This window comes from Tomitella fengzijianii, from assembly GCF_007559025.1.
In the GTDB taxonomy this organism is placed as follows: Bacteria; Actinomycetota; Actinomycetes; order Mycobacteriales; family Mycobacteriaceae; genus Tomitella; species Tomitella fengzijianii.
Genome location: NZ_CP041766.1, coordinates 17,188 through 43,519, shown reverse-complemented (window position 1 = coordinate 43,519; position 26,332 = coordinate 17,188). Strand labels below are relative to the sequence as shown.

20 protein-coding genes and 1 pseudogene are annotated in these 26,332 nt (G+C 66.9%); 9 read left to right on the top strand and 12 right to left on the bottom strand.

The window, feature by feature from the left end:
- Positions 1-63: 63 nt before the first annotated feature.
- Positions 64-4,695: a MobF family relaxase gene (gene mobF, locus FO059_RS18150; RefSeq protein WP_235671161.1), complete on the bottom strand. Its 4,632-nt coding sequence runs from the start codon at positions 4,693-4,695 to the stop codon at positions 64-66.
- Positions 4,696-4,965: 270 nt separating this feature from the next.
- Here mobF and FO059_RS18145 point away from each other — a divergent pair, with 270 nt between their 5' ends.
- The 5 genes from FO059_RS18145 (at position 4,966) to FO059_RS18125 (ending at position 8,727) form a co-directional block, all read left to right on the top strand.
- The gene (locus tag FO059_RS18145; RefSeq protein ID WP_143910920.1) at positions 4,966-5,436 is read left to right on the top strand and encodes a hypothetical protein; all 471 of its coding nucleotides are present in this window, start codon (positions 4,966-4,968) and stop codon (positions 5,434-5,436) included.
- The gene (locus FO059_RS18140; RefSeq protein ID WP_235671156.1) at positions 5,433-5,936 is read left to right on the top strand and encodes a hypothetical protein; all 504 of its coding nucleotides are present in this window, start codon (positions 5,433-5,435) and stop codon (positions 5,934-5,936) included. The genes FO059_RS18145 and FO059_RS18140 overlap by 4 nt, the downstream gene beginning before the upstream one ends.
- 16 nt (positions 5,937-5,952) lie before the next feature.
- Positions 5,953-6,399 (top strand): hypothetical protein, encoded by a 447-nt coding sequence (locus FO059_RS18135; protein WP_143910919.1) that lies wholly within the window; start codon positions 5,953-5,955, stop codon positions 6,397-6,399.
- Positions 6,400-6,501: 102 nt separating this feature from the next.
- Positions 6,502-7,122: a hypothetical protein gene (locus FO059_RS18130; protein WP_143910918.1), complete on the top strand. Its 621-nt coding sequence runs from the start codon at positions 6,502-6,504 to the stop codon at positions 7,120-7,122.
- 423 nt (positions 7,123-7,545) lie between these two features.
- Entirely contained in the window at positions 7,546-8,727 is a 1,182-nt protein-coding gene (locus FO059_RS18125; RefSeq protein ID WP_143910917.1) for an ATP-binding protein, read from the top strand.
- Positions 8,728-9,220: 493 nt separating this feature from the next.
- Here the strand turns inward: FO059_RS18125 and FO059_RS18120 are convergent, their stop codons facing one another.
- From FO059_RS18120 to FO059_RS18080, 9 genes are all read right to left on the bottom strand, one after another.
- A complete protein-coding gene (locus tag FO059_RS18120) occupies positions 9,221-10,762 on the bottom strand; it encodes an acyl-CoA synthetase (RefSeq protein ID WP_143910916.1) in 1,542 nt (513 codons plus the stop codon).
- Between the two features lie 100 nt (positions 10,763-10,862).
- Positions 10,863-12,431, bottom strand: coding sequence for an ABC transporter substrate-binding protein (locus FO059_RS18115; RefSeq protein WP_143910915.1), 1,569 nt, complete (start codon positions 12,429-12,431; stop codon positions 10,863-10,865).
- Positions 12,432-12,528: 97 nt separating this feature from the next.
- Entirely contained in the window at positions 12,529-13,278 is a 750-nt protein-coding gene (locus tag FO059_RS18110) for an enoyl-CoA hydratase-related protein (protein WP_143910914.1), read from the bottom strand.
- A 28-nt stretch (positions 13,279-13,306) separates the two neighbouring features.
- A complete protein-coding gene (locus FO059_RS18105) occupies positions 13,307-14,005 on the bottom strand; it encodes a nitroreductase (protein WP_143910913.1) in 699 nt (232 codons plus the stop codon).
- Positions 14,006-14,034: 29 nt separating this feature from the next.
- Complete coding sequence (locus tag FO059_RS18100) at positions 14,035-14,982, bottom strand: TauD/TfdA dioxygenase family protein (RefSeq protein ID WP_143910912.1); 948 nt, start codon at positions 14,980-14,982, stop codon at positions 14,035-14,037.
- Positions 14,983-14,999: 17 nt separating this feature from the next.
- Entirely contained in the window at positions 15,000-15,614 is a 615-nt protein-coding gene (locus FO059_RS18095) for a helix-turn-helix domain-containing protein (RefSeq protein ID WP_233267128.1), read from the bottom strand.
- A gap of 9 nt (positions 15,615-15,623) precedes the next feature.
- On the bottom strand, positions 15,624-16,568 hold the full coding sequence (locus FO059_RS18090; protein ID WP_143910911.1) for a MaoC/PaaZ C-terminal domain-containing protein: 945 nt from the start codon (positions 16,566-16,568) through the stop codon (positions 15,624-15,626).
- On the bottom strand, positions 16,568-17,764 hold the full coding sequence (locus FO059_RS18085; RefSeq protein WP_143910910.1) for a CaiB/BaiF CoA transferase family protein: 1,197 nt from the start codon (positions 17,762-17,764) through the stop codon (positions 16,568-16,570). The genes FO059_RS18090 and FO059_RS18085 overlap by 1 nt, the downstream gene beginning before the upstream one ends.
- A 169-nt stretch (positions 17,765-17,933) precedes the next feature.
- On the bottom strand, positions 17,934-19,427 hold the full coding sequence (locus FO059_RS18080) for an ABC transporter substrate-binding protein (RefSeq protein WP_168226669.1): 1,494 nt from the start codon (positions 19,425-19,427) through the stop codon (positions 17,934-17,936).
- A gap of 283 nt (positions 19,428-19,710) precedes the next feature.
- Here FO059_RS18080 and FO059_RS18075 point away from each other — a divergent pair, with 283 nt between their 5' ends.
- Positions 19,711-20,331, top strand: a complete 621-nt coding sequence (locus FO059_RS18075) for a TetR/AcrR family transcriptional regulator (RefSeq protein ID WP_143910908.1) — start codon at positions 19,711-19,713, stop codon at positions 20,329-20,331.
- 280 nt (positions 20,332-20,611) lie between these two features.
- Complete coding sequence (locus FO059_RS18070; RefSeq protein ID WP_168226668.1) at positions 20,612-21,319, top strand: IclR family transcriptional regulator; 708 nt, start codon at positions 20,612-20,614, stop codon at positions 21,317-21,319.
- A gap of 468 nt (positions 21,320-21,787) precedes the next feature.
- On the opposite strand, the pseudogene FO059_RS18065 reads toward FO059_RS18070, so the two are convergent.
- Positions 21,788-22,393 (bottom strand): annotated as a pseudogene (locus FO059_RS18065) (recombinase family protein); the annotation flags it as partial.
- Between the two features lie 303 nt (positions 22,394-22,696).
- Here FO059_RS18065 and FO059_RS18060 point away from each other — a divergent pair.
- Both FO059_RS18060 and FO059_RS18055 read left to right on the top strand, forming a co-directional pair.
- Complete coding sequence (locus FO059_RS18060) at positions 22,697-23,134, top strand: hypothetical protein (RefSeq protein WP_143910906.1); 438 nt, start codon at positions 22,697-22,699, stop codon at positions 23,132-23,134.
- Entirely contained in the window at positions 23,134-23,688 is a 555-nt protein-coding gene (locus FO059_RS18055; protein ID WP_143910905.1) for a DUF3800 domain-containing protein, read from the top strand. The genes FO059_RS18060 and FO059_RS18055 overlap by 1 nt, the downstream gene beginning before the upstream one ends.
- Positions 23,689-24,384: 696 nt before the next feature.
- Here the strand turns inward: FO059_RS18055 and FO059_RS18050 are convergent.
- Positions 24,385-26,316, bottom strand: a complete 1,932-nt coding sequence (locus tag FO059_RS18050) for an AAA family ATPase (RefSeq protein ID WP_143910904.1) — start codon at positions 26,314-26,316, stop codon at positions 24,385-24,387.
- Between the last annotated feature and the right edge of the window lie 16 nt (positions 26,317-26,332).

Below are 26,332 nucleotides of genomic sequence, written 5' to 3'. Positions count from 1 at the left end.
TCGGCCCCCGCGCAGGTGTCCCGACCAGGACTGCGCGGGGGCCTTTTACGTGCTGAGGACGGCCTAGGACAGGCCGCGGCCGCGCCGCGGCCCGTCGATACCGGGGCTGCGCTGCGGCGCGTGATCGGTGGTGCGCTCGCGCTCCCGCTGGTCCTGGGTATTGCTCTGGGCGAGGCGGTCGCGTTCGCGTTGGGCCTGCTCGCGGGCCCGCTGGCGGGCGTGTTGTGCTTGGGCGTCGAGCTGGTCGGTGTTGGCCTGGTGCACACGGGCGTGCGCGGATTGTGCGGCCCGTCCCTCGGGGCGGGGCCCGGCCAGACTCGCGGTGTCGGTGACCCGATGGGTCTGCCGATACATATCGGCCTCGGCGGCCGCGGTATCCCACTGGCGGGCCAGGTCGGCGGCGGAGGGCCGGGGCCCGAGTTCGTTCGTCCATGCAGGCGCGGACTCACCGTCGTAGCGTTCACCTGCGGCGGCCCGCAGCTGCGCGTAGGTGTCGGCGAGTTGCTGGTAGTGGGCGTCGAGCCGGTCCGCCAACACCGGGTCGACCTGGCGGGCGTCGACCGGGGGCGGGGCGATCCAGTCGGGGGTGGCGCCGATCGTGCCCACGGGCGGGGCGGCGTCGAGGAGAGCGTCGAGCCGGGCGACCGAGGCGTCTTCTCCGGCGCGCGCGGCGAGCTGGCGGGCCATATCGGCGGCCGGCTCGCCGGTGACCTGCTGGCGGGTGATCATCCGCTCGGCGACTGCGTCCCAGCGGGGATCGTCGAAGTGCTGCGCCGCGGCCGGCAGTGCCCCGGTGATCGCGTCGCGGTTCTCGTCGAGCCAGGCGGCGCGCTGCTCGCGGCACTGCTGCTGGATCATGGGCCCGGCCGCCGCGGCCAGGGTCGCAGCGCTTTCGGGTGCGGCGCCGTCGGCGACGGCGCGCAGCACGGGTACCGGGTCGATACCGGCGGCGTGGGCGACGCGGGCCTGCCGGCCGACACGCCAGGCCACCGGATCGTCGGCGAGCCGGGCGGCGTCGGACTCGCCGAACGCCGTGGTGAGCACCGCGCGGGTGCGGGCCCGGTCGATTTCGTCGCGGGCGTCCTGGTAGGTCTCGAACGCGGTGGCGGTCTGTCCGGCGACGGAGTCTGCGGCGGGCTGGCGGATATCGAGCTCGCCACGGATACGCGCGGCGAACTCGCGTAGCTGCGTATCGGTCGCCTCGGTCGGCGGTGGCAGCGGAGGCAGCGGGGCCCCGGCAGCGTCGGGGACGGTGACCTGCGATGCGAGAGCGGCCGCCGCGTCGGCGGCATCGGAAAGGCCATGGCGCCATTCGCTGTCGATCGGCGCGTCCCCGCCGGCCGAGCCGCGGGCTGTGCTGATGGCGCGGGCCTGGGCTTCGGCCCGGCGGATCGCGCGTGTCCACTCGGCGTCGATCCGCTGCTCGCCGCGCAGCAGTGCCATGTCCACATCGCCGCCGGCGTCGTAGACGGCGGCAAGTTTGCTGGCGAGCTGCGTCTTCCCGCTGCGGCTGGCGGTCGCGGCGACGGCGGCAGGCAGACCGGACAGCCAGGCGTCGATCCGGCCGGTGATGTAGGCGTCACGGTCGCCGGAAAGCCGCGCGTAGGCGGCCTGGTACGCCTCGCGCAGCCGCTGCGGATCGTGCGCTTCTTCGAGCGCCGCCGCGAGCTGTTCGGTGGCCGACTTCTGGTGGGTATCGGTGACAACGATGTTCTCGAGTACCGCCCGGGCCGCGCCGGCGTCACCGGCGGGTTGGTCCGGAATCTCGCCGAGATGCATGCCCTCGGTATCCGGGCCCACATAGGAATCGAGCGGCACCCACACGGCGTTCTCGCTGCGCCCGCGGGTGAGACCCACATACAGCGCGGACCGGTCCATGCCCGGACCGGCGAGAACCTTCGCGGTGTCGACGGTCATGCCCTGGGCGCGGTGGATCGTCGCGGCGTAGCCGAGTTCGGTGTGCGCGGCGACGTAGCCGGCGGGCAGCACGATCTGCCCGCCCGAGTCGATGCTGCGCACCGCCAGCGACCCGTCTTCTCCGACGGCTTCGACCGCGAACAGATCGCCGTTGGCGACCCGGCGGCCGCGGCCGCGGCCGCCGGTCAGGCGCAGATGGTCGGCGTTGACGCGGGTGATGATCGTATCGCCGATACCGGCGGTCAACTCGTCGGATAGCCGCACGATGTCGGCGGAATCCACCGCCCCGTCGCGCCGGTAGATCGCCTGTATATCGGCGTTGAGCGCGGCCACATCATCGCGGGTGGCCGCGAGGATCACCGTCGACGCGCCAGCCTCCCTATCGGCCAGATACGCCTCCACAACACGATCGCGCACCTCGGTGCCGGTGCCGTGATGCACCCACCCGCGCCCCGCGTACAGGTCGAGCGCTGCGGTGTCGCCGGTGCGCAGGGCGAGGGATGCCTCGGCCTGCTCGATGTCGTCGCCGAAGCGCACGACTGTATCGAGCATGGGCGCACTGGTGCGCTCGGCGAGCAGCCGGAACGCGCCGCCGGTTTCGACGGCGTCGAGCTGCGCCGGATCGCCCAAGAGTCGCACGATCGCGCCGTGGGAAGCGGCGATGTCGGTGAGGGTGGCGAGGTCTTTCGTTGCTGCCAGGGAGGCTTCATCGACCAGCAGCATCGTGCCCTCACTGATGCTGATTCCTTCGGGAAGTGTGCCCGCCGGGCCGGTTTCCCCGCGCCACCGGCGGGTTAGTTTCGCCAGAGTGTAGGCGTCGGCGTCGATGGATTCGCCCAGCTCGATCGCGGCGCGTTTCGACGGGCCCAGCCCGATCACGGTGTGGCCCTCGGCCTGCCAGGCGTCGGCGACAGCGCGCATGGCGGTGGTCTTGCCGGTGCCGGCCGGGCCGACCCCGACCGCGAGTTGTGTGCCGGCTCCGGTGAAGTGCTCGGCCAAGCGGCGTTGTCCCGAGTTGAGCTTGCGGCCCGTGTCGGATTCGACCGCCGTGATGGCGGCCGACACCGTCTCGTCCATGCCGATGTGGGCGGAAGGTTCCCGGGCTGCTTCGAGGAGTTGTTCTTCCGCGTCGAGCACTGCGGTCGAGGTGAACGCTGCGGTGCCGTGGCGCACCGTCACCGCCATCCCGTCCCGGCGAAGCAGCGCTTCGGGAACCTCACCGAGCATCGGCGTCGGGAGCGGAATCGACCGGTCGAACACGCGCTTCGCGATCGCCGTTACGGCGGCATCGCGCTGGGAATGCGAGCGGAAGACGGTGCCGGCCAGGTGGGCCTCGATCGCCGAAAGCACGTGCGGTTCCTGCCACGTGGCCCGCGTGTTCTCCACCTGCGCGAGCACGGATTCTGCGGCCTGATCGAACGTGGCCGTCGTGCTCAGATACCCCGTCCTCCCCTTCGTCGGAGACAGCCGTGACCACACCCGCGACAGGGAAGAGACCTTGCGCTGCCCCCCGAGAAAATCGGCCGCCTGCTCGTGCCATCGGTCCCGCTTGTCGGACAGAGACGCGGACTCTTGCTTGGAGGCGCGGGTATCGAGATTCGCCTGCTGGTACAGCCCATACTGTTCACGCGGACCCGGGGTACGACCAGCGTAGGTGCGTCGGAACTCGACCACCAGAGCGTCATAGGAAGCTTCAATCTGGCGGCGCCGAGAGGAGAAATGCTCACACAACTCGCGGGGCACTTCGGCCAGCTCGATCACGTCCTGACGGCCCCGCCCCGTCGACCGCGGCAGCAACGAGAACCCCAGCTCACGGGACAACTGGTCCATGATCCGAGCGTTGTAGCGTTGCGACGCGGTCACCGCATACCGATGCAGTGTCGCACCGTCGATGGTGCGCCACCTGCCGTCGCCGGCGGTCTTGACCTTGTTCGATATGGCCGCGTGTGTGTGCAGGTTCGGGTCGCCGTTACGCGAGTCGTAATGCTCATAGAGGGTGGCAATCAGACCGGTCGTATCGACCTGCTCGGTCCCGCCGGCCCCACGCCGCGTGAACACGGCGTTGGCCTCCAACCAGGAGAGAGCGTCGTGAACGTTCTCGGTGTGAATGCGCTCGATCGCCCGGCGCGTTCTCTCGTCCCCGAGCGCCCATGCGGTCGAGACTGACTTCGGCGGGGTAAACACCAGATCGAATCCGGCAACCGGCTGATGCGCCGAGTTCGCCCGAGAGGTCACCCACCGGGCAAGCTCGCCCTCGTTGGATGGTGGCCGGCCTTTCATACCGGTGAAGCTCTCCCGATCCGCCTGCGCACACAGCTTCCGGTGCTCGTCCGTGCTCGGCACCCGACCATGCTCGGTGATCCATGCCTCGCGTGCAGCTGTGCGTGCGGCCTGGACGGCGTTGGCGTTCGCATAGTCGGCGAACTTCCGGCCCAGACGCGCCTGCCTGTGCACCGCGGCTGCCTTCTTCCGTCCACCGATCTGTGCACTGATCAGAGCGTCAGCGTTCGGGTGCATACCCTCACCGAACAGCGCTTGCATCTGCTTCTCGGACACGACGTTCCCTGTGATGATGCGTTGGTCTTCGTCGAGCGCAGTGCCGTGCTCCATCTGCCCTAGCGCAGCGAGTCCGCCGCCGAACCAATGGCCAGGCGGGGTTCCGTGCGCGTGGTAGTAGTCGACGAGCTTTTCTCCCCGCGCCAGCTCACGGTCATCGGCAGCAACCTGGCGTGTCAGGTAGCTGTATCCGTCGCCCGCATGGAGCACGTGCAGGGTCATCACGATGCACACTCTAACCGGTCATCGACGTGTCTACGGCGGGTCAGTTTACGCCGTAATGCGGACCGGGACAGTGGAGCTGTCTGACCAGCATATTTCTCGAACCACTTAATAGTGCAAGAGGTGTGTCTGGTTGCGTTGTCCACGAGAGTGGGTACGACAGCGGCAGGGGAGTGGGCGCGACAATCCCGAGGCCAAGCCAGCAAGGGCGGCGGTACTGTGGCACGATCACGGGCACAGGCCAACCACGAACGACACGAGGGGGTTGTGGTGGCATCGACGGCACAGCGGGCCGCGGCCCGCACCCGGGCCCGCGAGAAGATGACCGAACACCTCGCTGCCCGCCGCGAACGCGAAAAGCAGCTGCAAGACGATCTCGCGGCGTTCTTCAAAACCGAAGACAAACTCGCCACCGCACGCGAGCGCCGCGACATCGCCTACCGCCGGGCGGACGCACGCTATGACCGCGACACCGCCGCCGTGTATCAGCGCCGCGCCGAATTGGTCGCCGCAATGCGCACAACTGGGCAGACCGTCGCCGACATCGCCGCGCTGACCGGACTGCCCGCGGCCGAGGTGCGTGAGCTCCACCGCGCCGCGGGCACCCAGCGCGAGCAGACAGCAAAAAAGACGCCGGCGCCGGCCGCGGCGGACACCGGCGGCCCGGCGTCCACCGGAAATAGCCGCCCGGCAGGTGGCCACGACGAGAGCGACGGCCCGCGGGAGGCTGCGGCTTTGTGACCGGCCGGGCGATCACCGTCGGCGGCGAAGCCACGCGCTTCGCCCGGTTCGTCACCCGGGGCCCGGCCGTGACGGACTGCGCGATCTTCACCGGCGCGATCGCCGACGACGGCGGCTACGGCCGCTTCTGGTACGGGTCGCACCCGCGCCGCGTGGTGCGCGCCCACCGCTACGCACTCGCCCAAGCCTCCGGCGGACACCTGCCCGCCGGCGTGGTCGCCATGCACCTGTGCGATAACCCGATCTGCGTGCGCGCCTACGCGTGCGGGGGTGGGGAGGCGTTAGCCCGGTACGGGCCGCTGGCCGGCGCACATGTCGTGGCCGGAACCCAACGTGACAACCTCGCCCTGATGGCGAGGAAAGGCCGCGCTGGCACCACCTCCCTGACCCGGGCGCAACGCACCGCCCGATCACGGGCACTACGCGACGCCGTACGGAACGGGTGGGATGCCGACGCCGTCGCCGCCGCCTGGTTCGGCGACACACTGACTTTGTTCTAAGGGAAGGGAGAACATCATGAGCAAGACGATGGGCCGGAGGATCACGGCCGGACTCGCCGGACTCGCCGCAGCGGCCAGCATCGGCACCGCGGCCGCGCCGACCGCCGCAGCGGCGCCGGTGCCGCACTTCGCGGCGCTCGGCGATCATCTGCTGCTGCCGCCCACACTCGACGGGCACTGCTACGGCACGCTGTTCGTCGACCTGCAAACCACGGCCAACCCGGACGTGGTCGACGTGAACTTCGTCCCCACCGGCACCTATGGGGCGGCCCCCGGCTGCGACGTGCGGGTGTACGCGGCGGCATTGAGCGGTCTTAACCCGGGCGCGCCGACCTATGCGACCGTCTCCGGCGGAACGACCACCATACCGATTCACGCCGGCCGCGGACTGTCGATGGTGTCCGTCGCGGCCGTGCAGCCGTTCGGCATGGGCGGCGGCGGCTACGTGTGGCTCGCCCCGTGATCGAAGCGGTACTCGCCCGCCCCTTGTCCGATAGCGGCGACGCTGTGGACCATCTCGTCGACCTGGACCGGATGGGAGTGGGCGGGCTACACACTGCTCACTGTGTTCACGGCAGGCGTCGCTGTGGCTGCGGCCGTGCTCAACCTGGTCAGTGCCACCAGCGCGCGATACGACGATGGGTGGAGCCCACCGATTCTTCTGGGTCTCCTGTCTCTGGCCGCGACGCTGGCGTACGGCGCCGGAATCCACGCGCTCGCGATGCGATGCACGAGCTGGAATCGCGCATGGCTGCTCATCATCGCGGTGACCGCGGCGGCCGCAGCCTTGGCGGCAGCGGCGCACCGCGCGTCCGGGACTGTCTCCGATTGGACGCTGCGGTGGGCCGCGGCACCGGTGATAGCGGTGGGGGTGGTGCTGGGCCTCGTCGGTGGGGCGCTCGTGCGTGTCGGCGGTGGGCTGCTCGTGATCGAAGAGCTCGGCCGCATGGTGATCGACGGCGCGACCACGCGCACCCTGTGGCTGCTGGCCGCAGGAGTGGGGCTGTGGCTGTTCGGACACTGGCACCACGCGGCCAAACACAGCCTATGGAGGTCCAGCCTCGGACTGAAGGCGTTCAGCCTGCCGGGTCTGCACCGGCTCGCGCCGATCGCCACGAACCACCGGCCCCGCCGGCCGGGCCGCGGCGATTCCGGGTGGATCTATGATGCGCCGCCGGCGGCGTGATCCACACCGGACCTGTGGGCGCGGATCACTGCGACTGTTCCCGTCGAGGGTACGGGTGATCGTCGAGGCCCCTGTTGAGCGTCACCCGCGTTGGAGACGGTCTTGTCGCTCCGGGTGAAGATGTCCATTCCTCGATATCCGGCCCAGTTGTCGTTGCGGAGGAGGGCGCCAAGGTGGAGTCCCCGCCAGCGTAGCGAGGAGAACCGACCTTAACGCGCGACGAGCGGCGGCCCGCCACGGCTCGTCGGAGCTCGATGGTGGCGCCGCCAGAGCCGCCTCGCTGGCACGCCGGACGACCGGGTGCACCACCGGATCCGGCGGACAGGCCAGTGGCCGCCTGAATATATCTACCGGGATCTACATGGTTATAGTTATTCAAGGTATAACCAGGGATATGTGGGTAGAACACGAAGGAGCCGACACATGCGCCCCGAGCTGAACCCCTTCACCCCGGGATCGGGGCTGCGTCCGCCCGCCCTCGAGGGACGTGGCAAACAGATCGACGACTTCGACTTGATCGTCGCTCGCAGTAAGAGGCGCCAGTACGACCGCGGCATGATGCTCTCCGGGCTTCGCGGTGTCGGGAAGACCGTCCTGCTCAACCGGCTCGCCGAACACGCAGAGAACCAGGGCTGGATGGTCGCCCAGATGGAGGCCCGCGCCACCGACGTCGGCGTCACCGTCTCACGGCGCAGGCTCATCGGCGAGCTGCGCCGCGGCGTGCAACGCTACAGCCGCCGCCACGATCTGCAGAAGAAGCTGCAGCCGGTACTCGAGTTCGTCGAACGACTGCACCTGACGCTCGCGGCCGGCCCCGGCGGGGTCACGGTGACCGCGGGACGCGGGGCCCAGTCGGCCATGCCGACGATGGACTGGGAGTACGAGTTCGAGACCCTCGTCGAGGACATTGGTGCGATCCTCGCCAAGCACGGCAGTGCACTGGGGGTGTTCATCGACGAGCTCCAGGACATCGACGACGCCACACTCGAGTCGCTGCTCGCCGTGCAGCACACCGCAAGCCAACGGGGATGGCCGTTCTTCCTCGTCGGCGCCGGTCTCCCCAACCTGCCGTCACGGCTCGCCGAGTGCCGATCCTATGCGGAACGTCAGTTCGCGTTCTCCACGATCGGCGCGCTCGCTCCGGCCGACGCGAGTGACGCTCTCACCGTCCCTATCCGCGAGGTGGGCGGCGATCTCAGCGGTGAGGCACGCGAGATACTGCTCCACGCGGCCGACGGATACCCCTACTTCCTGCAGGAATACGGCAAGGCGGTCTGGGCGGTCGCCGAGACCGTGCCCTTCAGTCCCGAGGACGCGCACCAGGCCGTCGACATGGGCAACATCGAGCTCGACGCCGGCTTCTACCCATCACGCTGGGACCGCACCAACGCCTCCGAGCAGGCATACCTGCGCGGCCTTGCCGAGACCGGCCACGACAGCCCCCGGTCGAGCGATGTCGCCGCCCGCATCGGCAAGACCGGGTCGAGCGCAAGCCCGATACGCGATTCCCTAATCAAAAAGGGACTGATCTGGGCCCCCGAATACGGGCGGATCGCGTTCACCGTCCCGGGCATGGCCGCCTTCATCCACCGGCAACCCCTGTGAGAGAACGTCCGCCCGCTCCTTCGGATGGTCACCACCGCACGCGGAAGCACCGGCCCCGGCCGTAGCCCACCGTCCGCCGCAGGGTCGCGTGATGCCGCGTTATCGCGGTACCAGGTGCCGGCGCCGATGTCTCCCGACGGGATCGCGGTGACCGGCGGGGTTCCGGGGGTGTGTGCGGTAATCGGCCATTATCGTCGGCCACCCCGCACACACCGGACAGCACGCGCTCGGGCCGCCCGGCACCACCGCAACCATCCCCACGGCTGTGGGTTCCCGGCCTGCCTGTCGTTGTCCCAGCACCGCGTCACAGACGAACTCGACCACCGAGTTACACCACTGTATGGAGCACTACTATGGCCGCGCGGGCCTGGTCGTCGAACCAGAGGCAGCGCTGGACTGCGGCGATTGCAGGTGTGCTCGTGACAATGCCTTCCTTACGGTGGTCGTGCACAGGTGGACCGGCGCAGGAGAGCGGATTCATCGGCGCCGTGCGCTACCGGCGAGCGCTCGTCAGCCCCTCCCTCAGCAGGTTCTTGCGCAGCTTCCCAGACTCCATCCGGGGGAGCTCCGCCTGAAAATCAATGACCCGGGGCAACTTGTAGCGGGCCAGCGTCCGGCCGGCAAAAGCCACGAGTTCCTCTTCCAGGCCCTTCCCCGGCTCGACATCCCGCGCAGGTTGCACGACAGCGTGAACGTACTCGCCCATATCCGGGTCCGGCATGCCGAACACGGCGACATCCGCCACCCCCGGATGCATGATCAGGCGCCCTTCGATCTCCGCGGGGTAGATGTTCACGCCGCCGGAGATGATCATGAACGACTTGCGATCGGCGAGGTAGAGGTAGCCGTCCTCGTCGACATGACCCATGTCTCCGATGGTCGACCAGGTGGGTTCGCGCGGATGCCGCGCTTCGGCGGATTTCTCCGCATCGTTGTGGTAGCTGAAGGAGGCGAAGGACTGCTCGAAGTAGACGGCCCCGATGGTGCCTGCAGGAACTTCGACGCCCGCGTCGTCGCAGATATGGATCGCCCCGTACAGTGAGCGGCCGACTGAACCAGGACGTTGTCGCCACTCGTCGGCGCCGACGAACGTGACTCCGTGACCTTCTGTGCCTGAATAGTATTCGTCGACGATGGGTCCGAGCCAATCCAGCATCGCCGTCTTGACCTCGACCGGGCACGGCGCCGCCGAATGGATCACGGCGCGGAGCGAGGTCAGGTCGTAGCGTTCACGCACCTGCGCCGGAAGTTTGAGCAGTCGGACCATCATGGTCGGCACCAACTGGGTGTGCGTCACCCGGTGACGTTCCACGGTCGCGAGGAACTCTTCGGGGTCCCATCGCTGCATCACCAGCACGGTGCCCCCGATCTCCTGGACCGCCACCGCCCAATTCAGGCCCGCTGCGTGGTAGAGGGGGGCGGGGATCAGGTAGGCCGAGTCCCCGTCGATTGTGGTGATGCCGCGGACGAGGACGGAACTGCGATTCGCGGAGGGATCGTCGACCTGCAGGCCGCTGAGCTCGCGCCGCACCCCCTTGGGGCGGCCGGTCGTACCCGACGAGTAGAGCATCAGCTGCCCGCGCGGCTCGCTGCTCAGCGGCGTAGCCGGGTGCCCGGCCAACGCATCTTCATACGATTCGATGCCGTCGATGACCCCGTCGAACATCAAACGGTGCTGCACTTCGTCGAGCAACGGCAGCGTGGCCGCGACGGTGTCCCTCATCGCGTAGGACGTGATGAACGCCGAGGCGCCGGAGTCCTTCAGGATGTATGCGATCTCGTCAGGGGTGCTGTGCCGATTGACGGCGGTGATGTAGAGACCGGAACGTACTGCAGCCCAATAGACCTCGAAGAAGCGGATGTGATTCTCCGCAAGCAGCGCGATCGCGTCGCCCTCGCGCAGACCACGCGCCTGCAGTGCCCGTGCCAGGCGTATCGATTGTTCGTCGAGCTCCTTGTACGTTTGCCCGGGGCCGTCGCCGACTCGGACGGCGATCCGGTCGGGGTGGGCCTGGGCATGCGCTCCTGGGTACATCTGTGTTGTCCTCCGATGGTGAGCGGGATGGAATGCGCGCGTGCGGCAACGCGCCGGCGGAATGCGGGACGATCTTCCTGCGGCCTGGATTCGGCGCAGGTCAGCTCTGCTCGACCCATGCGTCGCCGAACAGCATGATGCCGTCTCGGCTCGGCGTGACGTTGTGCACCGAGTCGCTCATCGCGATGAACGAGCGGCTGGAGCCGATCGTCGCGAACGGTGCCGTGCGGTCGACAAGGTCCTGCACCCGTCCCAGAGCCGCGCGTTTGTCCTGTTCATTGCGCGCGGTTTGGACTTCGAGCAGGAGCCGGTCCATGTCGGCGTTCTCGTAGCCCATGGGGTTGGCGGGAGAGTCGCTGTAGAGGTTGCCGTATAGGCGGACGAACGGCGCGTCGTCCGGCACATTGAATCCGGAGTACCCGACGTCGTAGTCGTGCGTGGCATACATGCGCTTGACCAGGTCGTTGATGTTGTTTGCCAGGGCGAGTTCGACGGTGAAACCGACCGACTCGAGCATCGCCTGGAATGCCAGCGCGCTCTTGCGGCCGTTCGCCTCGTTCTGTCCCGCATAGACGAGTGTGCCGTCGTAACCATCGGCCTTGGCGGCGGCGAGGAGCCTCCTGGCCTCATCGGGGTCGAATGCCGAACGCTGCGTGCCGCTGAACCATTCCGAGCCCTCCGGGAACATGGCGCTTCCGGGGTCGCCGAATCCGCCGAGCACGCGGTTGTTGTAGGTATCGGGGTTGATGGCGGCCACGATCGCCTTGCGGACGCGTTCGTCCGCCCCGGCACGGTCGGGACGTGAGTTGATCAGCGCTACGCCGGACATGTTCGCTGTGTAGCTCCAGCCTGACAGCCCGCTGGCGATCGCGCTGTGGACGGTCTCGGCGTTCTTCACGTACGCCAGTTGCACGCCGCCGGCTTTGAGCGTGTCAATCTTGCCCTGCTCTTCGACGATGGCGGGGAACCGCAGCGTGTCCAGGTGCGGCGCACCACCCCAGTAGTCCTTGCGCGCTCGCAGGACCAGTGCGTTCTGCGGGTTGAACTCGGCCACCGTGAACGGGCCGGCGCCGACGGGCGTGAAGTCGTCGCCGTGGACCGACGACGGCGCGACGATCATCCCGGGCCCCGACGCCAACAGCGCGGGGAACTCGGCCCACGGGCGCGACAGGGTGAACTGCACCGTACGCGGATCGAGCACTGTGGTGGCATCGACGCTCGCCTGCCAGACCTGCGCGTGTGTGCCCTTCTTCTCCACGTAGCGTGCGATGCTCCACGCGACGGCGTCGGCGTCCACCGGGGTGCCGTCGCTGAACTCGGGTCCATCGCGCAGCGTGAGCGTCCACCGCGTGTCTGCGTCATCGGCGCGCAGTGACTCGGCGAGTTGCGGTACGTACTCGCCCGCCTCGGTGTCGTAGCGCATGAGCAGGTCGTAGATGGCGGCCATCTCGGTGCCGCCCGTGGCGCCGCCGTCCTGACGTGCCGCAGGGTCGAGGCTCGACACACCGCGATACGTGGCATAAGAGACGGTTCCGCCGTCGGACGGTGTTCCACCATCGGCGCGTTCTCCGACCCAGCCGGTGGTCGCGGGGTCGGCGGAGGAATCGGGAGTGCCGGTGTCGGCGCAACCGGCCATCAGCAGGGCCGCCACTGCGCTGAGCGCGGCCATTCTGGCGGTGCGTGCGGTGATGTGTCGTTTCAACCTTTGCTCTTCCGATCGTGTCTTCGGCCGCCGCACTCCGTGATCGGAGGCGGATCGCGGCGGATCAGTGTCCACTCCAGCGGGGCCGGTGCTTGTCACGGAAGGCTGCGAGTCCTTCCTTCATGTCGTCGGAGGCGAGCACTTCGGCGAGGGCGTTCTCCGTCGCCGCCCAACCGCGCGCGTCGTCGTCGACGGCCTGCGCCCGCAATGCGCGCAGCGTCGCCCGTACGGCGGTCGGCGAACTCCGGCAGACGTCCTCCGCGAGGGCCAACGCGCCGTCGAGCGCGCAGCCGGCCACGGTCACCTCGTTGACGACGCCGAGCACGTATGCGCGGTCTGCGTCAAGGGTGCGTCCGGAGATGAGCAGTTCGCGGGCGACGTTGGGGGGCAATGCGTTCGCCGCGCGGAACAGCGCTCCGGAAGTGGCCACGAGCCCGCGGCGCGTCTCGGGGAGACCGAACTGCGCAGTGGACGACGCGACGATCGCGTCGCACGCCAGGGCCGCCTCGAAACCGCCGCCGAGCGCGTAACCCTCCACCGCTGCGATCAGCGGGGTGTCCCTCTCACGGCGGATCAGCCCGTACTCGCCGCCGCGCTCGGTGGTCAGATCCGTTCCGCCACTGAGGTCGGTGCCCGCGCTGAACACCTCCGCGGTGCCGGTGATGACCCCGCACCACAGGTCCGGGTCGTCGTCGAGCCGGTTGAGCGCGGCGTCGATCCCGTCGGTCATGGCCCGGTCGATGGCGTTACGCTTGGCTGGCCGCTCCAGGCGGATGACCAGGATTCTGTCGTGTTGTTGCTCGATGACGGTCATGTGCAAGAGCCCTTACCGGTCGGAGCCGTCATGACACCCAGTCGACGACCATGCCGGTGTCGGCCCTGGTCGTGCGGAACGCATTCGCCGGGTGTTCCACGTCGGCGTAGCCGAACGCGATGGTGCACAAGATCCGCCGGTCGTCCCCCAAACCGAGGAATCGGCGCAGAAACGGGGCGCAGCCGGCGAGCGCGGCCTGCGGAATCGTCGCCACACCGAGGCTGTGCGCGGCGAGAAGGAACGTGTTGACGTAAAGACCGCAGTCGACCGCGCCGTAAACCCCCAGGGCGTCGTCCGATGTGATGACGGCGAGGTGCGGCGCGCCGAACAGCGCGAAGTTCTTCATCGTCTGCGCCGCCGACGCCTGCCGGTCGCCGTCGGCGATCCCCAGGCTGGAGTACAGCTGCATGGCGCATTCCTTGCGCCGTGCCCGGTACACGCCGCGATATTCGGATGGAAAGGCGAAGTCCGGCTCCTGCGGTTGGGAGCGGACGTGGTCGGCGAGGCCCGCCCGAAGCCGGTCGGTCGCGTCGCCTTCGGTGATGGACACCTGCCAGGGCTGCGTATTGCACCACGAGGGGGTGCGCTGCGCCAACGCCAGGATCTGCTCGATCGTCCCGCGCGGGACGGGTTGCGGTTCGAATGCCCGGCAGCTGCGGCGGGTGTCCAGCAGGTACGGCAGATCAGAATGCGTAGGTGTGCCGTCGGCCTCACGTTTTGCGGTCATGAGCGTGGAATCCGATCGCTCCGCGCGGCTCATCCCCGCACCCCGACGGGCTTGTCTCCGACGATGGAGATGCGGTCCATCACCCGTCGGGCCGGGAAGTAGTCGCTGGAGGCGTAGTGCTGGCAGGCGCGGTTGTCCCACATGGCGATGGTGTCGGGCTGCCACCGCAGCCGCACCTGCAGTTCCGGCCGCATCACGTGGCGGTACAGCAGCCGCAGCAGCTCGTTCGATTCGTCCTCCGGCATGCCGACGATCCGCTGGGTGAAGGCGACGTTGACGAACAGCACGCGCCGGCCGATCTCGGGGATCACCCGCACCACGGGGTGGCGCACCGGCGGGAACTGCGGCCGGAGCAACTCGATCGCGTCCGCGGGCATCCCGGAGCCGAACGACCTGATCCAGTCGTGTTCGGCCTCGAGCCCGTCGATGCGCTGCTTGATGTCGTCGGGAAGGAGGTCGTACGCCGCGCCGGTGTCGGCCCACAGGGTGTCGCCGCCGACCTCGGGGATCTCCACCGCCCTCAGGATCGCCGCGAACGACGGGTGCTCATGCCAGGTGACGTCGTTGTGCCAGATGTTCTCGGCGCCGACCGCGGTGGCGTCTTTGGCGAGGGTCGCCACGTCCACGTCGGTCTGGCCGGGCTGGGTGTACTTGTAGAAGGGATGCTGTTCGAGCGCCCCCCACTTCTCGGCGAACGCCCGGTGCTCCGCGCGGCTGATGTTCTGCCCGCGGAAGAACAGCACCTTCCACTCGAGAAGTGCACGACGCAACTCGCTCATGACCGCGTCGGAGAGGTTTCCGCTCAGGCGGATTCCCGAGATCTCCGCGCCGATCGTCGGTGCATGCGGTGTCAGCGAGAACCCCTCGTAGGGCCGTTCATCGACTCCGGCGGCCAGACGCGGCGCCACGATGGGGCCGAAGCACGCCAGCGGATCCGTCGGCGTGGGCATCGCCGTGGTGGGAATCGCATATGTCATGGGGTTTCTCCTGACTGTTAGTCTCCGGCCTTGGGGGCCGGTGCGGTGAGAAGTGCTGTGCAGCTGGTGATGAGGTCCTCCACGACGGCGGCGCTCTCCGGCCGTCGTGTACCCCGCCCCTCCTGCGTTGCGAGTGTGATCATGTTGAGCTGCGCGATGTTGTCGGCCCGCCAGCTCGCGGCGGGCTCTCCTGCGGGGCACAGGCCGATGAGCAGTTTGTGGACCATGCGGAAGCTCTCGGCACGGAGGTGCTTCTGAGCGATCTCGGCGAGTACGGGATCGAACAGGGTCTGCACGAGAAACCGGGCGTAGCGGCTGTCCGCGCGGCCGAGCGTCTCCGCCGCCAGGGGGTGGACAAGAGCCTCCACCGCCTGGCGGGCCTGCGGCGGATCGCCGGACCGCCCGATCCGGTCGAGCATCTCCTGACGCTTGTTGTCGACCGGGCGCATCCGGAGGTCGAGCACCGCCTCGAGCAGGTCGTTCCGCGATCCGAAGTGGTACCGGACCGCCGACCTGTTGGACTGGCGCGCCGCAACCTGAACGTCCTTGACCGTCAACGCGGCGATGCCGCGTTCCGCGACGATTCGCTCGGCCGCCTCGATGAGCGCCAGCTGTGGAGTGCTGTAAGTCACGAACCCAATTTAAGACTGCGACATTAATCTGTCAACCCTTCGCTCGATGGCGCCCTGGCCGAGCAAGTCGGCCTGCGACGATCGGGCGGCGGCCGCCAGCGTCAGGGCTCCGTTCTTCAACACCGGCGCGTGCCCCCTCTCGGGGCAGGTGGCGGAGAACAGCAGCTCCGTCGCCTCGATCCATACGCAAATCCGAATACTGTCGCCAGGGAGCAGGAAGTCGGAGAAGCGGACTGAAAGGCTCCCCGCGTGCTCGGTCGCTCCGCCCAGTAGTTCGTCGACAAGCGCCTTGTAGACGATCCCGTAGGTTGCCAACCCGTGCATGGTGGGACGTTCGAAACCGGCGTTCCGTGCGACCGTCGGGTCGACGTGCAATGGGTTCATCCCACCGTTGAGTCGGTACAGCAACGCCTGGTCTGCCCTGGTTTTGCGGTCGAGTACGACATCGGGCGGACGACTCGGTACCGTGCGTTGCGGGGGAGGGGCCGTCCCCGTGCGCCCTCGTTCGCCTCCGGCCCAGACCCGGGCGGTGCTCGTCCACCAAGGCCTGCCGTTCTCCTTGGTGGCAGCGGACTGCATCTCGATGATCGCCGCGCTCGCGGTATCCCACACCCGGGTGACACGCGAAGTGATCAGAGCGGTCCCGTTCGGCGATATCGGATGGTGCAGCTCCAGGGATTGGCCGGCGTGCAGGAGCTTCGCCGGTGCGACATCGATGCCGGGCAGCACCTGCGGACCCTGCGAGGAGACTGCGGAGATCCCCTTGCCGGCGACCAATGCGAAAGACGGAAACACCTGGAGATGTCGCTCATTGACCCAGCGCTGTTCGACAGGTGCAGTTGGATCGGCTCCGGCGCCGATGCTCAGGTGGTACAGAAGCACGTCGCGCTCCGTCCACCGCAGAGTCTGCGCCGGGGGCTCCGCAGTCACGGCGGCTTCGATGTCTATCGGCATCAGATCACCTCGGCATCACGTAGTTCCGCGAGATCCGCGTTCGAGAGCCCGAGCAGGTCCCGGTAGACCTCATCGGTGTTCGCGCCCAGGGCGCAGCCGAGACTGGCAATCTTGCCCGGAGTGGCGCTCAGGTGCGGGAGCGGCGCGACCATCGACACCGTGCCAAAATCGGGATCGTCCACCTCTACGAACGTCCCACGTTCACGGTAATGTCGATCCGCAGCGATATCGGCGATGCTCATGAGTGGGGACGCCGGAATGCCCGCGTCGGTCAGCTCCGAGACCGCCTCGTCGGCGCTGCGTTCCGACGCCCACCCTTCGATGATCTTGTAAAGCTGTTCGGGATTTTCTGCGCGAGCGGCGCGCGTCGCATAACGCGGATCATCAGCGAGTTCCGAGCGGCCCAGGACGTGTGCAAGACGTCGGAACAGTGGATCGGTGCCGGCGTGCACGGCGATTCGTCGGCCGTCTGCCGTGTCGAAATCGCTTGCCGGTACTAGCGCGGGGTTGGTGTTTCCGCTACGTTCTCGCACGGCACCTGTCGACGTGTAGGCGAGCAGCGCGTCCTCGCTGGCGCGGAATCCTGCCTCATAAAGCGAAGAGTCGATGATCTGTCCCGAGCCGCCATTGGCGTCTCGATGGTAGAGTGCAGTGACCGTTGCGAAGGCCGTCAGGTAGGCCGCCATGTAATCGATCATCGCGAACCCGTTGCGTACCGGTGGCCGATCGGGCTCACCGCTGACATAGGTCAACCCGGCGAACGCGCTTGCAATCCGGTCAAACGCGCCGCGATCACGGTTGGGGCCGGTCAACCCATAGCCGGTGACGAATACCAGGACTGCCCGCGGATTCAGTGTCTGCATCTCAACAGGACTCAGCCCCCACTTTTCGAGTGTGGACGGCCTTTGATTGCATACGACGACGTCGAAGTGTGGGATGAGTTCACGAAGGATCTGCTGCCCGCGAGGTGTTCGAAGATTGAGAGTCACGGACTTCTTGTTCCTTCCCTCCTGGGACCATTGCAGCGAACGAACTCCCGGATTGCGAGCGTAACCTCGGAGGAAGTCGCCGGCACTCGGTTCCTCGACCTTGACGACGTCTGCTCCGAAGTCGGCCAAAAACGTCGTCGCCACGGGCGCTGCGATAACCGAAGCGATATCAAGGACACGGATTCCGTGCAATGCGGAAACTGTCATTTCTCTCGGACTCCTTCATTGCTGGTTCAAGTTTTCGGACGCGGCGCGGTATCCGCAAAGGATGCGGACCTTCCACGTCCCGCAACGACAGTTTTGGTATTTCGGTTCCGGTTGTTCGAAGTGATCCGGCGTGTTGCTTCAGTGTTCAGGTCGACGCGGTAGTCGTTTCTCACGGTTCGATCCAGGCATTCCCGAAAAGGAGGATGGAGTCGATAGTGGGATCGACGCCGTACAATCTGTCGGACCAGAGCGTGAACGTCGGTGCCGCCCCGAGTGCGACGAACGGCACCGTGTCATTCACGAGGTTCTGGAGCTCCCCCAGGAGTTCCCGTCTCGCGGCGGAGCCGGCATCGGTGCTTTGCAGCCGACTCAACAGGCTGTCCATCTCAGAGTTATCGTAATTCAGATAATTGCTGTCCGACGTGCTTCGGAGTGCCCTCGTCAGCTTGTTCACCGGAGCCGCGTCCGGAAGGCTGATTCCGGAGAAACTGAGATCGTAATCGCGGTCGACATTGAGCTTCTTTATTACGTCCGCGACGCTGGCCTGGAGGTCCAGGGTCACCGTGAACCCGACCGCCTGAAGCATGGATTGCACTGCCAGAGCGGTTGTCTGGGACTTCGCAGCAGCAACGCCCAGAAAGCTCAGGTGTCCGTCGTACCCGTCGCGCTTGGCAGCATCGAGCAGCTGTGCTGCGGAGTCCGGGTCGTAAGCGATGCCTTCAACGTCGGGGTGGAGTGGCGACCACTCGGGGAAAATCTGCGCCCCGGGGAGCCCATCGCCGTCGTCGACGCGCTTGTTGAACGCATCCAGGTCGATCGCCTGCGCGATGGCCCGGCGCACCCGGACGTCACCACCGGGCCGACCGACGCTGTTGTTGACCATGAGCACACTCGCCAGCGGATACGTCTGAATGTAGCCGGCACGGTCGTCCGCCCGCGCCTGGCGGATGACTCGTGGTGACCGGAGGTACGCAAGCTGGACATCGCCGGCGTTGAGCGCCTCCACTTTCGCGGAATCCCCGGTCAGGCCGACGAACCGGATCGAGTCGAGGTGTGGTGGACCGTCCCAGTAATCCCGTCGCGCGGAGAGTTCGAGCTTCTCGTGCGGCGCGAAGCGGTCGAGGACGAATGGGCCGGCGCCGATGGGAACGAAGTCCTCGCCGGCCACGGAACGTGGCGAAACGATCATCCCGTGGCCTGCGGCAAGCATCGCCGGAAACTCGGACCACGGTTGACGCAAGGTGAACACGACGGTGTACGGACCGGTCGCCTCGACGGACTGGACCATGGATTCCCACAGCTGCGCCCCGTCACCGTGGGAGTCGTTGTAGCGCTGGATGCTCCAGGTGACGGACCGGGCGTCGAGGGGATCACCGTTGCTGAAGGTGACTCCGTCGCGGAGCGTCAGGGTCGACACGAGGCCGTCATCCGACACGTCCAGAGACTCGGCGAGCTGAGGTGCAAACTCGCCCTCGTCCTCGTCGTACCTCATGAGGACGTCGTATATCGCCGCAAGCTCCGTGCCGCCCGTCGACCCCATTGCGGGCGTCTTCGCCGGATCGAGCGAGGTGATGCTCGTGTAGGAAGCCATCGTCAGCATGCCGCCCTCCCGGGGCGCCCCCGGTTCGGGCTGGTCGCCGACGATCCCGTGCTCGACCTTCACCGCGGTATCGGAGTCTCCGCTCGCCTCGCCGTCCGCCGATGCGCATGAAGCGACGAGTGAGCCCGCGAGGGCAAGTCCTACGAGCAGTCGGAGCGGCCTCAGAGCTCGGGGCCGAATCGGTGGTTTCACACGCATGGAGACTCCCATCGAGAAACTAACACAACGTTAGTAACGAAATGATAGCGTGTTTGTATGCTGGACCACAACCCTGGACGTGCATCAACTGTGCGAAGCCGACAGAAGTGTGTTGCCTGTTGGCGTTGCGAGAGCATGAGGAGGCAACATGAGTGAGCCGTCGCCGTCGGAACCCGTGTCGGCCCCGGATCGGCGCAGGAACCGCGATAGGCAGGGCACTGAGCGTCGGATGCTGGACGCGGCCAGGCGGCTTCTCGAACGCGACGGAGTGCTGGCGGGCCTGAACCTCCGAGAAGTGGCCGACGAAGCGCAGGCGAACCGGGGCCAGGTTTATCAGTACTTCGGCTCTCGCCGCGAGCTGCTCCGGGCCGCGATCGCCGAGGAGCGCTGGGAGGAGTCGCCTGTTTTCTTCCAGGGGGATCGCGAGTTGCCGTTCGCGGAACGACGAGCGAGGGTCTTCGCGGAGACCATCAATGCCGAAGATGCCTTGAGGCTGACCACGCTATTGATGCTCGACGGGGATGAGGACGTCCGCCTGTTCCCGAAACTCGAGCGAAGCAGGGTCGACCTCCAGCGCGACCAGGGCGAAGGTCACTTGTCCTCCGATGTCGACCCCGTCGTGGCGCATGCGATGACAGCGGTAATGAACTTCGGATATGCCATATTCCGCAGCCAGGTCAGCAAAGAGATCGGGATTCCGGCGGACCGGCTCGACGAGTTGGCGAAGGACGTGGTCGTCCGGATGCTTTCCGGACTGGCCGACTCGTGACCCAGCACGCCGGCATCTGACCGCCTGACGTTGCATGCACTGGGCGCGAGGGCCCGAGGTGCCTCACGTAGAAGTGAGCGCGAAGCGGCGTGCCCCATGGCCGCGTCAACACGAGACCACCGCACGAGCAACAGGAAAGCGAGCGTGCATGACAATTGCACCTGACGTGCTGGAGCCACCGGACCGATCGATACGGGAGAGTGAACACTGTCGCAGCTTTGATTCACAGACCAACCGTGATGCGCCGCGGCCACAGCCCTCACGGTCAATACTCGAGCGTGTGACGGTCATCCTCGGCAGCTTCGCGGACAAGCGCGAGCGGCTGACCCTGCACGACCTGGTCCAGCGCACTAACCTTCCCCGCTCGACAACGCACCGCATACTTGACTCTCTGGTGCACCTCGATTGGCTCGAACACAGCGGCAACAGCTATCAACTCGCGCATCGTGCCCTACGCTTCGGCGGCCACGGTAGCGATCACATTCGGCTGCGCAGCACTGCGAACCCCCACCTGCTTGGCCTGCATGTGCGGACTGGGATGACCGTGGCACTGTCGAGCATCGAGGGCTCTGACGTAGTGGTGCGCGACCTGATCGGCGTCTACCGCCCCACCAGCTTGCAATGCAACGTCGGCGACAGCGGGCCAGCGTTCCAGACTGTCGCGGGCCGAGCGATGCTCGCTGCGATGACACCAGAGGCTGTTGATGAGATCGTCCGCAGTCAGCTTCCGAGCCGTGCCGGCAACGCCACGTGGACACGCCCCAAGCTGCATCGCGAACTCCACCGGATACGACAGTCACACGGAGTCTCCATCGATCGGAACGGACACAGCTCCGCGCACCCCGGTGTCGCCTACGCACTCTGCGACGATTATGGCGTCACAGCCGCCGTATCACTGCACCCGCCGACACGACAACAGATGCCAGACTGGCCCGTCCCGCTCCTAGTCAACTATGCGCAGCAGATCAATAACCATCTCCGCCAGTGACATCGACAAGAGGCAACCTACCGTCGATCAAGCACCCGCGCACCCCGGATCTCCATCACGGCGGCGCCATCATGTGTGGTCGCCGCAGATGAGCTCCGGCGCGGTCGTCCACTGGTGACGATGCAGCCACGCAAGCACCGGACCGGGGATCTCGCCTGCATCAGCAATGTTTCCAGTGAGCAATGGCCCGTCTCCGCACCGCATGCAGGTGACAGCGCGGACACGCTCGTGCGGTTGGCAGTGCGCACAGTGCCTGACCTCGCGTACGCTACCGTCTTCGAGGTGCAGCCACACGGTGTCCAGGTCCTGGCGGTGGACTATTTGATCTTGCGACCGAGTCGGCCGATACCCGCATCCGGGGCATCGCAACGGATCAACCGAGTCGGCAGGAGCCGCAACTTCGGCTGCCTCCGCATCTGGTAAGCCACTGGCCGGGTTCGTCCGTGCCGATGTGGACATCGTGCGTTCGGCGAGCAGCTTGCGCCCATCGTCCCGCAGCTGACCAGTCGGTGAGACGTGCCGGTACAGCGTCTGCCGGGTGATATCGAGCTCCACACACAACGCCCCAACGTGCGTGTCCCGGTCGGCCATCGCGGCCATCGCCAGGCGCAGCTTCGCCGGCGTCATCTTGTACGGCCGCCCGCCCCGACGCCCCCGGGCCCGTGCCGACGCCAAACCGGCCTTGGTCCGCTCGGAGATCAGCTCGCGCTCAAACTCCGCCAGCGCAGCGAAGATCCCGAACACCAACTTCCCCGACGCCGTCGTAGTGTCGATCGCCGCACCCTGACCGGTGAGCACCTTGATCCCCACGCCACGTGCGGTGACGTCCTCGACGATCGTCACCAGATGCCGCAGGCTCCGGCCGAGCCGGTCGAGCTTCCACACCACCAGAGTGTCGCCGGCACGCAGCGACCGCAGGCACGCCTCCAACTGCGGCCGGTCGGCCTTCGCCCCCGACGCCCGGTCCTCATAGATCACCCGCTCGTCGACGCCAGCCTCGAGGAGCGCGTCGCGTTGCAGAGCGGTCGACTGCGATCCGTCGTCCTTCGACACCCGCGCATAGCCCACCCACACCGCCGACCACTCCCCTCCACTCACTGTCACTTATACGACCGTTCACATGACAGTCCTTGCCAAGTGCGCCAGAGCACTCGACACTGTCACATAATCCGTCACTCATTCTATAGCACGTAGAAGGTGACAAATGTCGATATGTGACGATATGTGTGCGTTAGGCACGATGGACGCGATGAAAACCTGCAGACCGGTCTCTCCTGCTCTGCAAGCACGCGCACGTCGTCCGCCTTAGACGTCTGTTGATGCCGTATAGGTACTGGTGCATGCGACTGCGATAGCATCACCTTCTGGAGGTGGCAGATGGCATTCGAGGTGTTCGACAAGCGCAACACATCCCTGCGGCGTGCGCCGTCGGTGAGCATCCAGAAACGCGGCGTCATCTCGATCAACCGCGCCGCCTACACGCTCATGGGTGCGCCCGAGTGCGTGGAACTGCTCTACGACCGCGAGGACGGTGTCGTCGGCATTCGTGGCGTCGGCGACGACGTGCCGCACGGCTACGCGGTACGCGGCGCCGGGCGCAGCGCCGGCACCGGCCCGGTAATGGTGGCAGGGTCGGCGTTCACAGCGTTCTACGACATCGACACGACGATCTCGCGCCGGTACCCGGCCCGCATGGACGACGACGTCCTATGCATCGACCTCGACGCGGGCACCGAGATCATCGGCAACCGCGGACGCCGCCACGCTGCCCCACCCGCTGATGCTCCCCCCGCGGCCACAGAGCACGACCGGTAGTGCTCACCGCGTGGGCCGATGAGAGCGGCTCGCAGCCAGACCGTGACCCCGGCACCTACCTCATCGCGGTGGCACTCTGCGAAGCCGACGACGTACCCGCGCTGCGCGCGGCGATGAGCGAGCTGCGCCTTCCCGGCGAGAAGAAGGTGCACTGGCACGGCAGCAGCGATGCCCGCCGCCAGGACCTGATCGACGCCGTCGCCGCCCTGCCGGTGGCCGGGTTCGTCGTCGTCCGCAGCGAGTCCGGCGCCGCTGATCGGCGCCACCGCCGCAAGTGCCTCGAGTATCTCTTGCCGAACCTCGCCGACATGCCGTGCAGCCGGATCACCTTCGAGTCCCGCGGACCACGAGACCGCAGCGACACCGACCTGCTGCAGAAGTTTCGTGCCCAGAAGGTCGTTTCCGCAGGCCTGCGGATCGACCACGCGATCGGACGGACAGAGCCGGCATTGGCGGTCGCCGACATCGTCTGCGGCGCCGTCGTGCAGTCCCGTGTCGGCAACGCGGACTACCTCGCCGCTCTCGGCAACGCCGTCGAGCTCCACCACGTATGACTGAAGAGGCGACGCGAGCCGCAGGCCTCGTCGTCCGGCGAGTAATCCTGCGGCTCACTTCCAACCCCACCGCGATGGGGCGGCTACACCACAACTCTAGCAAGACGGCCGCACACGGCCAACCTCGCCGCCACCAGCACGATCACGCACTGCACCGCCGACACCCGTGTACCCGAGGAGCCTCATGCCGGCCCGTACGCCTCGACAACCCCCAGGAGCATCACGACTGAGACGAATGTCGGCGATACGCGTTCACAAGACAGTTTCCGGACCGTTGCCGCCCAGGTCGTCCGCAGCGGCCGACCCCTCGGGTTGGTGTCTCGTGAACCTTAGCTTTTCGAGACCCCTCGCCAGCCCTCTCCGGGCTGGCGATCTTGCTGCCCAGAACCGATTGCTTTCATGATTGGCGTGTATAGAATATATGTTCTAGTATCGTTCGTGCCTCGGACGAGGGAAGCGGCCGGGGTTGAACAAACGGTGCCGGCCCCGGCGCTAGAACGACGGGGCCGGCATTGCCTGTGGGGGTTGCTCACTCGGCGATGAGCATGTCGATCCACTCGTCCGATTCCATCTCATCGATGGCGGACTCGCCGAACTCTTCGAGGATGAGGTCGTACTCGGCCGCTCGTTCGAACGCGGCGGTGATGAAGGGCCCATCTCACACACCCGTGCCCGGCGGCCGCATGACCCGACGACTCAGCCCGCGTGCGTGGCGTTGATGGCCTTGGACAGCGCCTCGAAGTTCGCCAGGGTCGTCTGCGAGAGCTTCTCGAGCCTGGACGGGTCGCGCAGCAGGACCTCGGCCGGTCGCCAGTGATCGACCTTGCCGTCCAGCGCTTCCAGCCGGAGGATCACACGATCGGGGTGGTCAGGCAGGTCCCCCACCTTGTGCTTCTTGCCGAACGCCTCGTTGTAGAGCACGAGGTAGTCGCCGACAGTGAAGAGGTCCTCGATGTCGCTGTGCTTCTGCTCGAAGACAGACCCGACGAAGACGACGCGCTTAGCGGCGATCTTGTTCGCCTTCATGGCTGCTTCGACCTTCCCCGTGCCCTCAGTGCCGGAGTCGAGCAGCACGGTGACGGACACCTTCTGCCCGAGCAGGGCGACGAAAGCAGGCACGTTGGACGCGCCGCCGGCCGGGAGGATGCGCCAGCGCTCATCGAGACCTTCCCTGCCCTGGTCGCGCAGGTACCGGCCGATCACGTCCAGATAGGCCAGATCTGATGGGCCCTCAACGAGCAGGTTCCGCTCCCCGATGAAGAGGTTCTGCGACAGGTCGTAACCGAGCGCAGCCTGGAGAGGGAACGCGCTGTCCTCGCCAACCTCGAGAGCGTCGGAAGAGGTCACCGAGCCGATCTCGTCGCCACGGTCCTCCACGACGCGGACCCGCTCGATCTCTTCGACCATGAACGGCGAGTGCGTCGTGTAGAGGACCTGGCCAACCGGGGCGAGGCGCTTGTTGATGAAACGCAGGAAGTCGCGCTGCGCCTTCGCGTGTAGCGTCAGCGCCGGCTCGTCGAGCAGGATCACCACGTCGTCGCGGTCCTCAAACTCGCTGAACGCGGCGAGGAAGGAGAAGAACCACTGGTACCCGGACGACCGGAGGGAGAAGTTGTTGGTGAAGTCGTGCTTGCGGTCCTCGACCCGGAAGTTGAGGTGGCGCACGACCGTGGTCTGCCCGTTCGACTGTTGGACGATTTCCGGTTCGATCTCCACCTTGATCCGCAGCTCCGGGTTGGTGCTCCAGTACTCGGCCATCTCGCGGGAGAGGTCGCTCGACACGGCCTCGAGCTCTGCGGTGCGGGACTCGAACTCCGCGTCAGTCACCGAGTCGATGTCGGTGTCGGCGAGCCGGAGTAGTGCGCGAGCGGTCTGCTTCGACGAGGCACCCGGCTGCTCGTTCTCGGTGTTCCGCAGCGTCGCGACGTCCACGCGCCCTTCGAGGTTCTGGTACGACGCGAAGCGGAAGAACTTCGGCATCCGCTTCAGCACGATGCCTCTCGCGATCGCGCCAAGGTCTTCCTTGTCGCCAACGAGGGAGGTGATCCTCGTCAGAGCCTCGGCGTCCGCAGTGGCCGACGCTGCAGCTTCGGTCTTCTCATCGGCCTCTTCGACAGCCTCGGACTCAACTGGTGCAGGCGTAACCCGCGCAGCGAGCGCTCCCTTGAGCGAAGCGACCGTATCGTGCGCTTGCAGGAGCTCCGCGGTCTCCGGGTGCTCGTCGAGGACGTTCTCGAGGAAGCGGCGCTCGTCAATCGGGACCTGGAGCCAGCGGTTGCCGTTGTAGCGTCGGCCGATCTCTACCGAGGCAGCCGGCGTGACGCCCTCGCCCAGCGCGTCCCGCAGTGCCTCGATGTCGTCCTCGTCGAGCTTGAACGTCGCCTCGATCGGCGTGACGAGAGAGAGGTCCTCCTTCCGACCATCACGCTTCCAGCGCCACCGCGGGTAGTCGTCCCTCTCGACGAATCCGTCTCCGTATACAGGGTTCAGCCGGTACAGTGCGTCCAGCATCGTCGACTTGCCGGACTCGTTCATGCCGACCAGCGTCGTCACGTCCGACTCCACCGACACGTCCGTCGAGTCCAACACGTTCTTGTACCGGCGGACCCGGAACGACGTCAGCTTCATCGCTCACCCCTCTGAA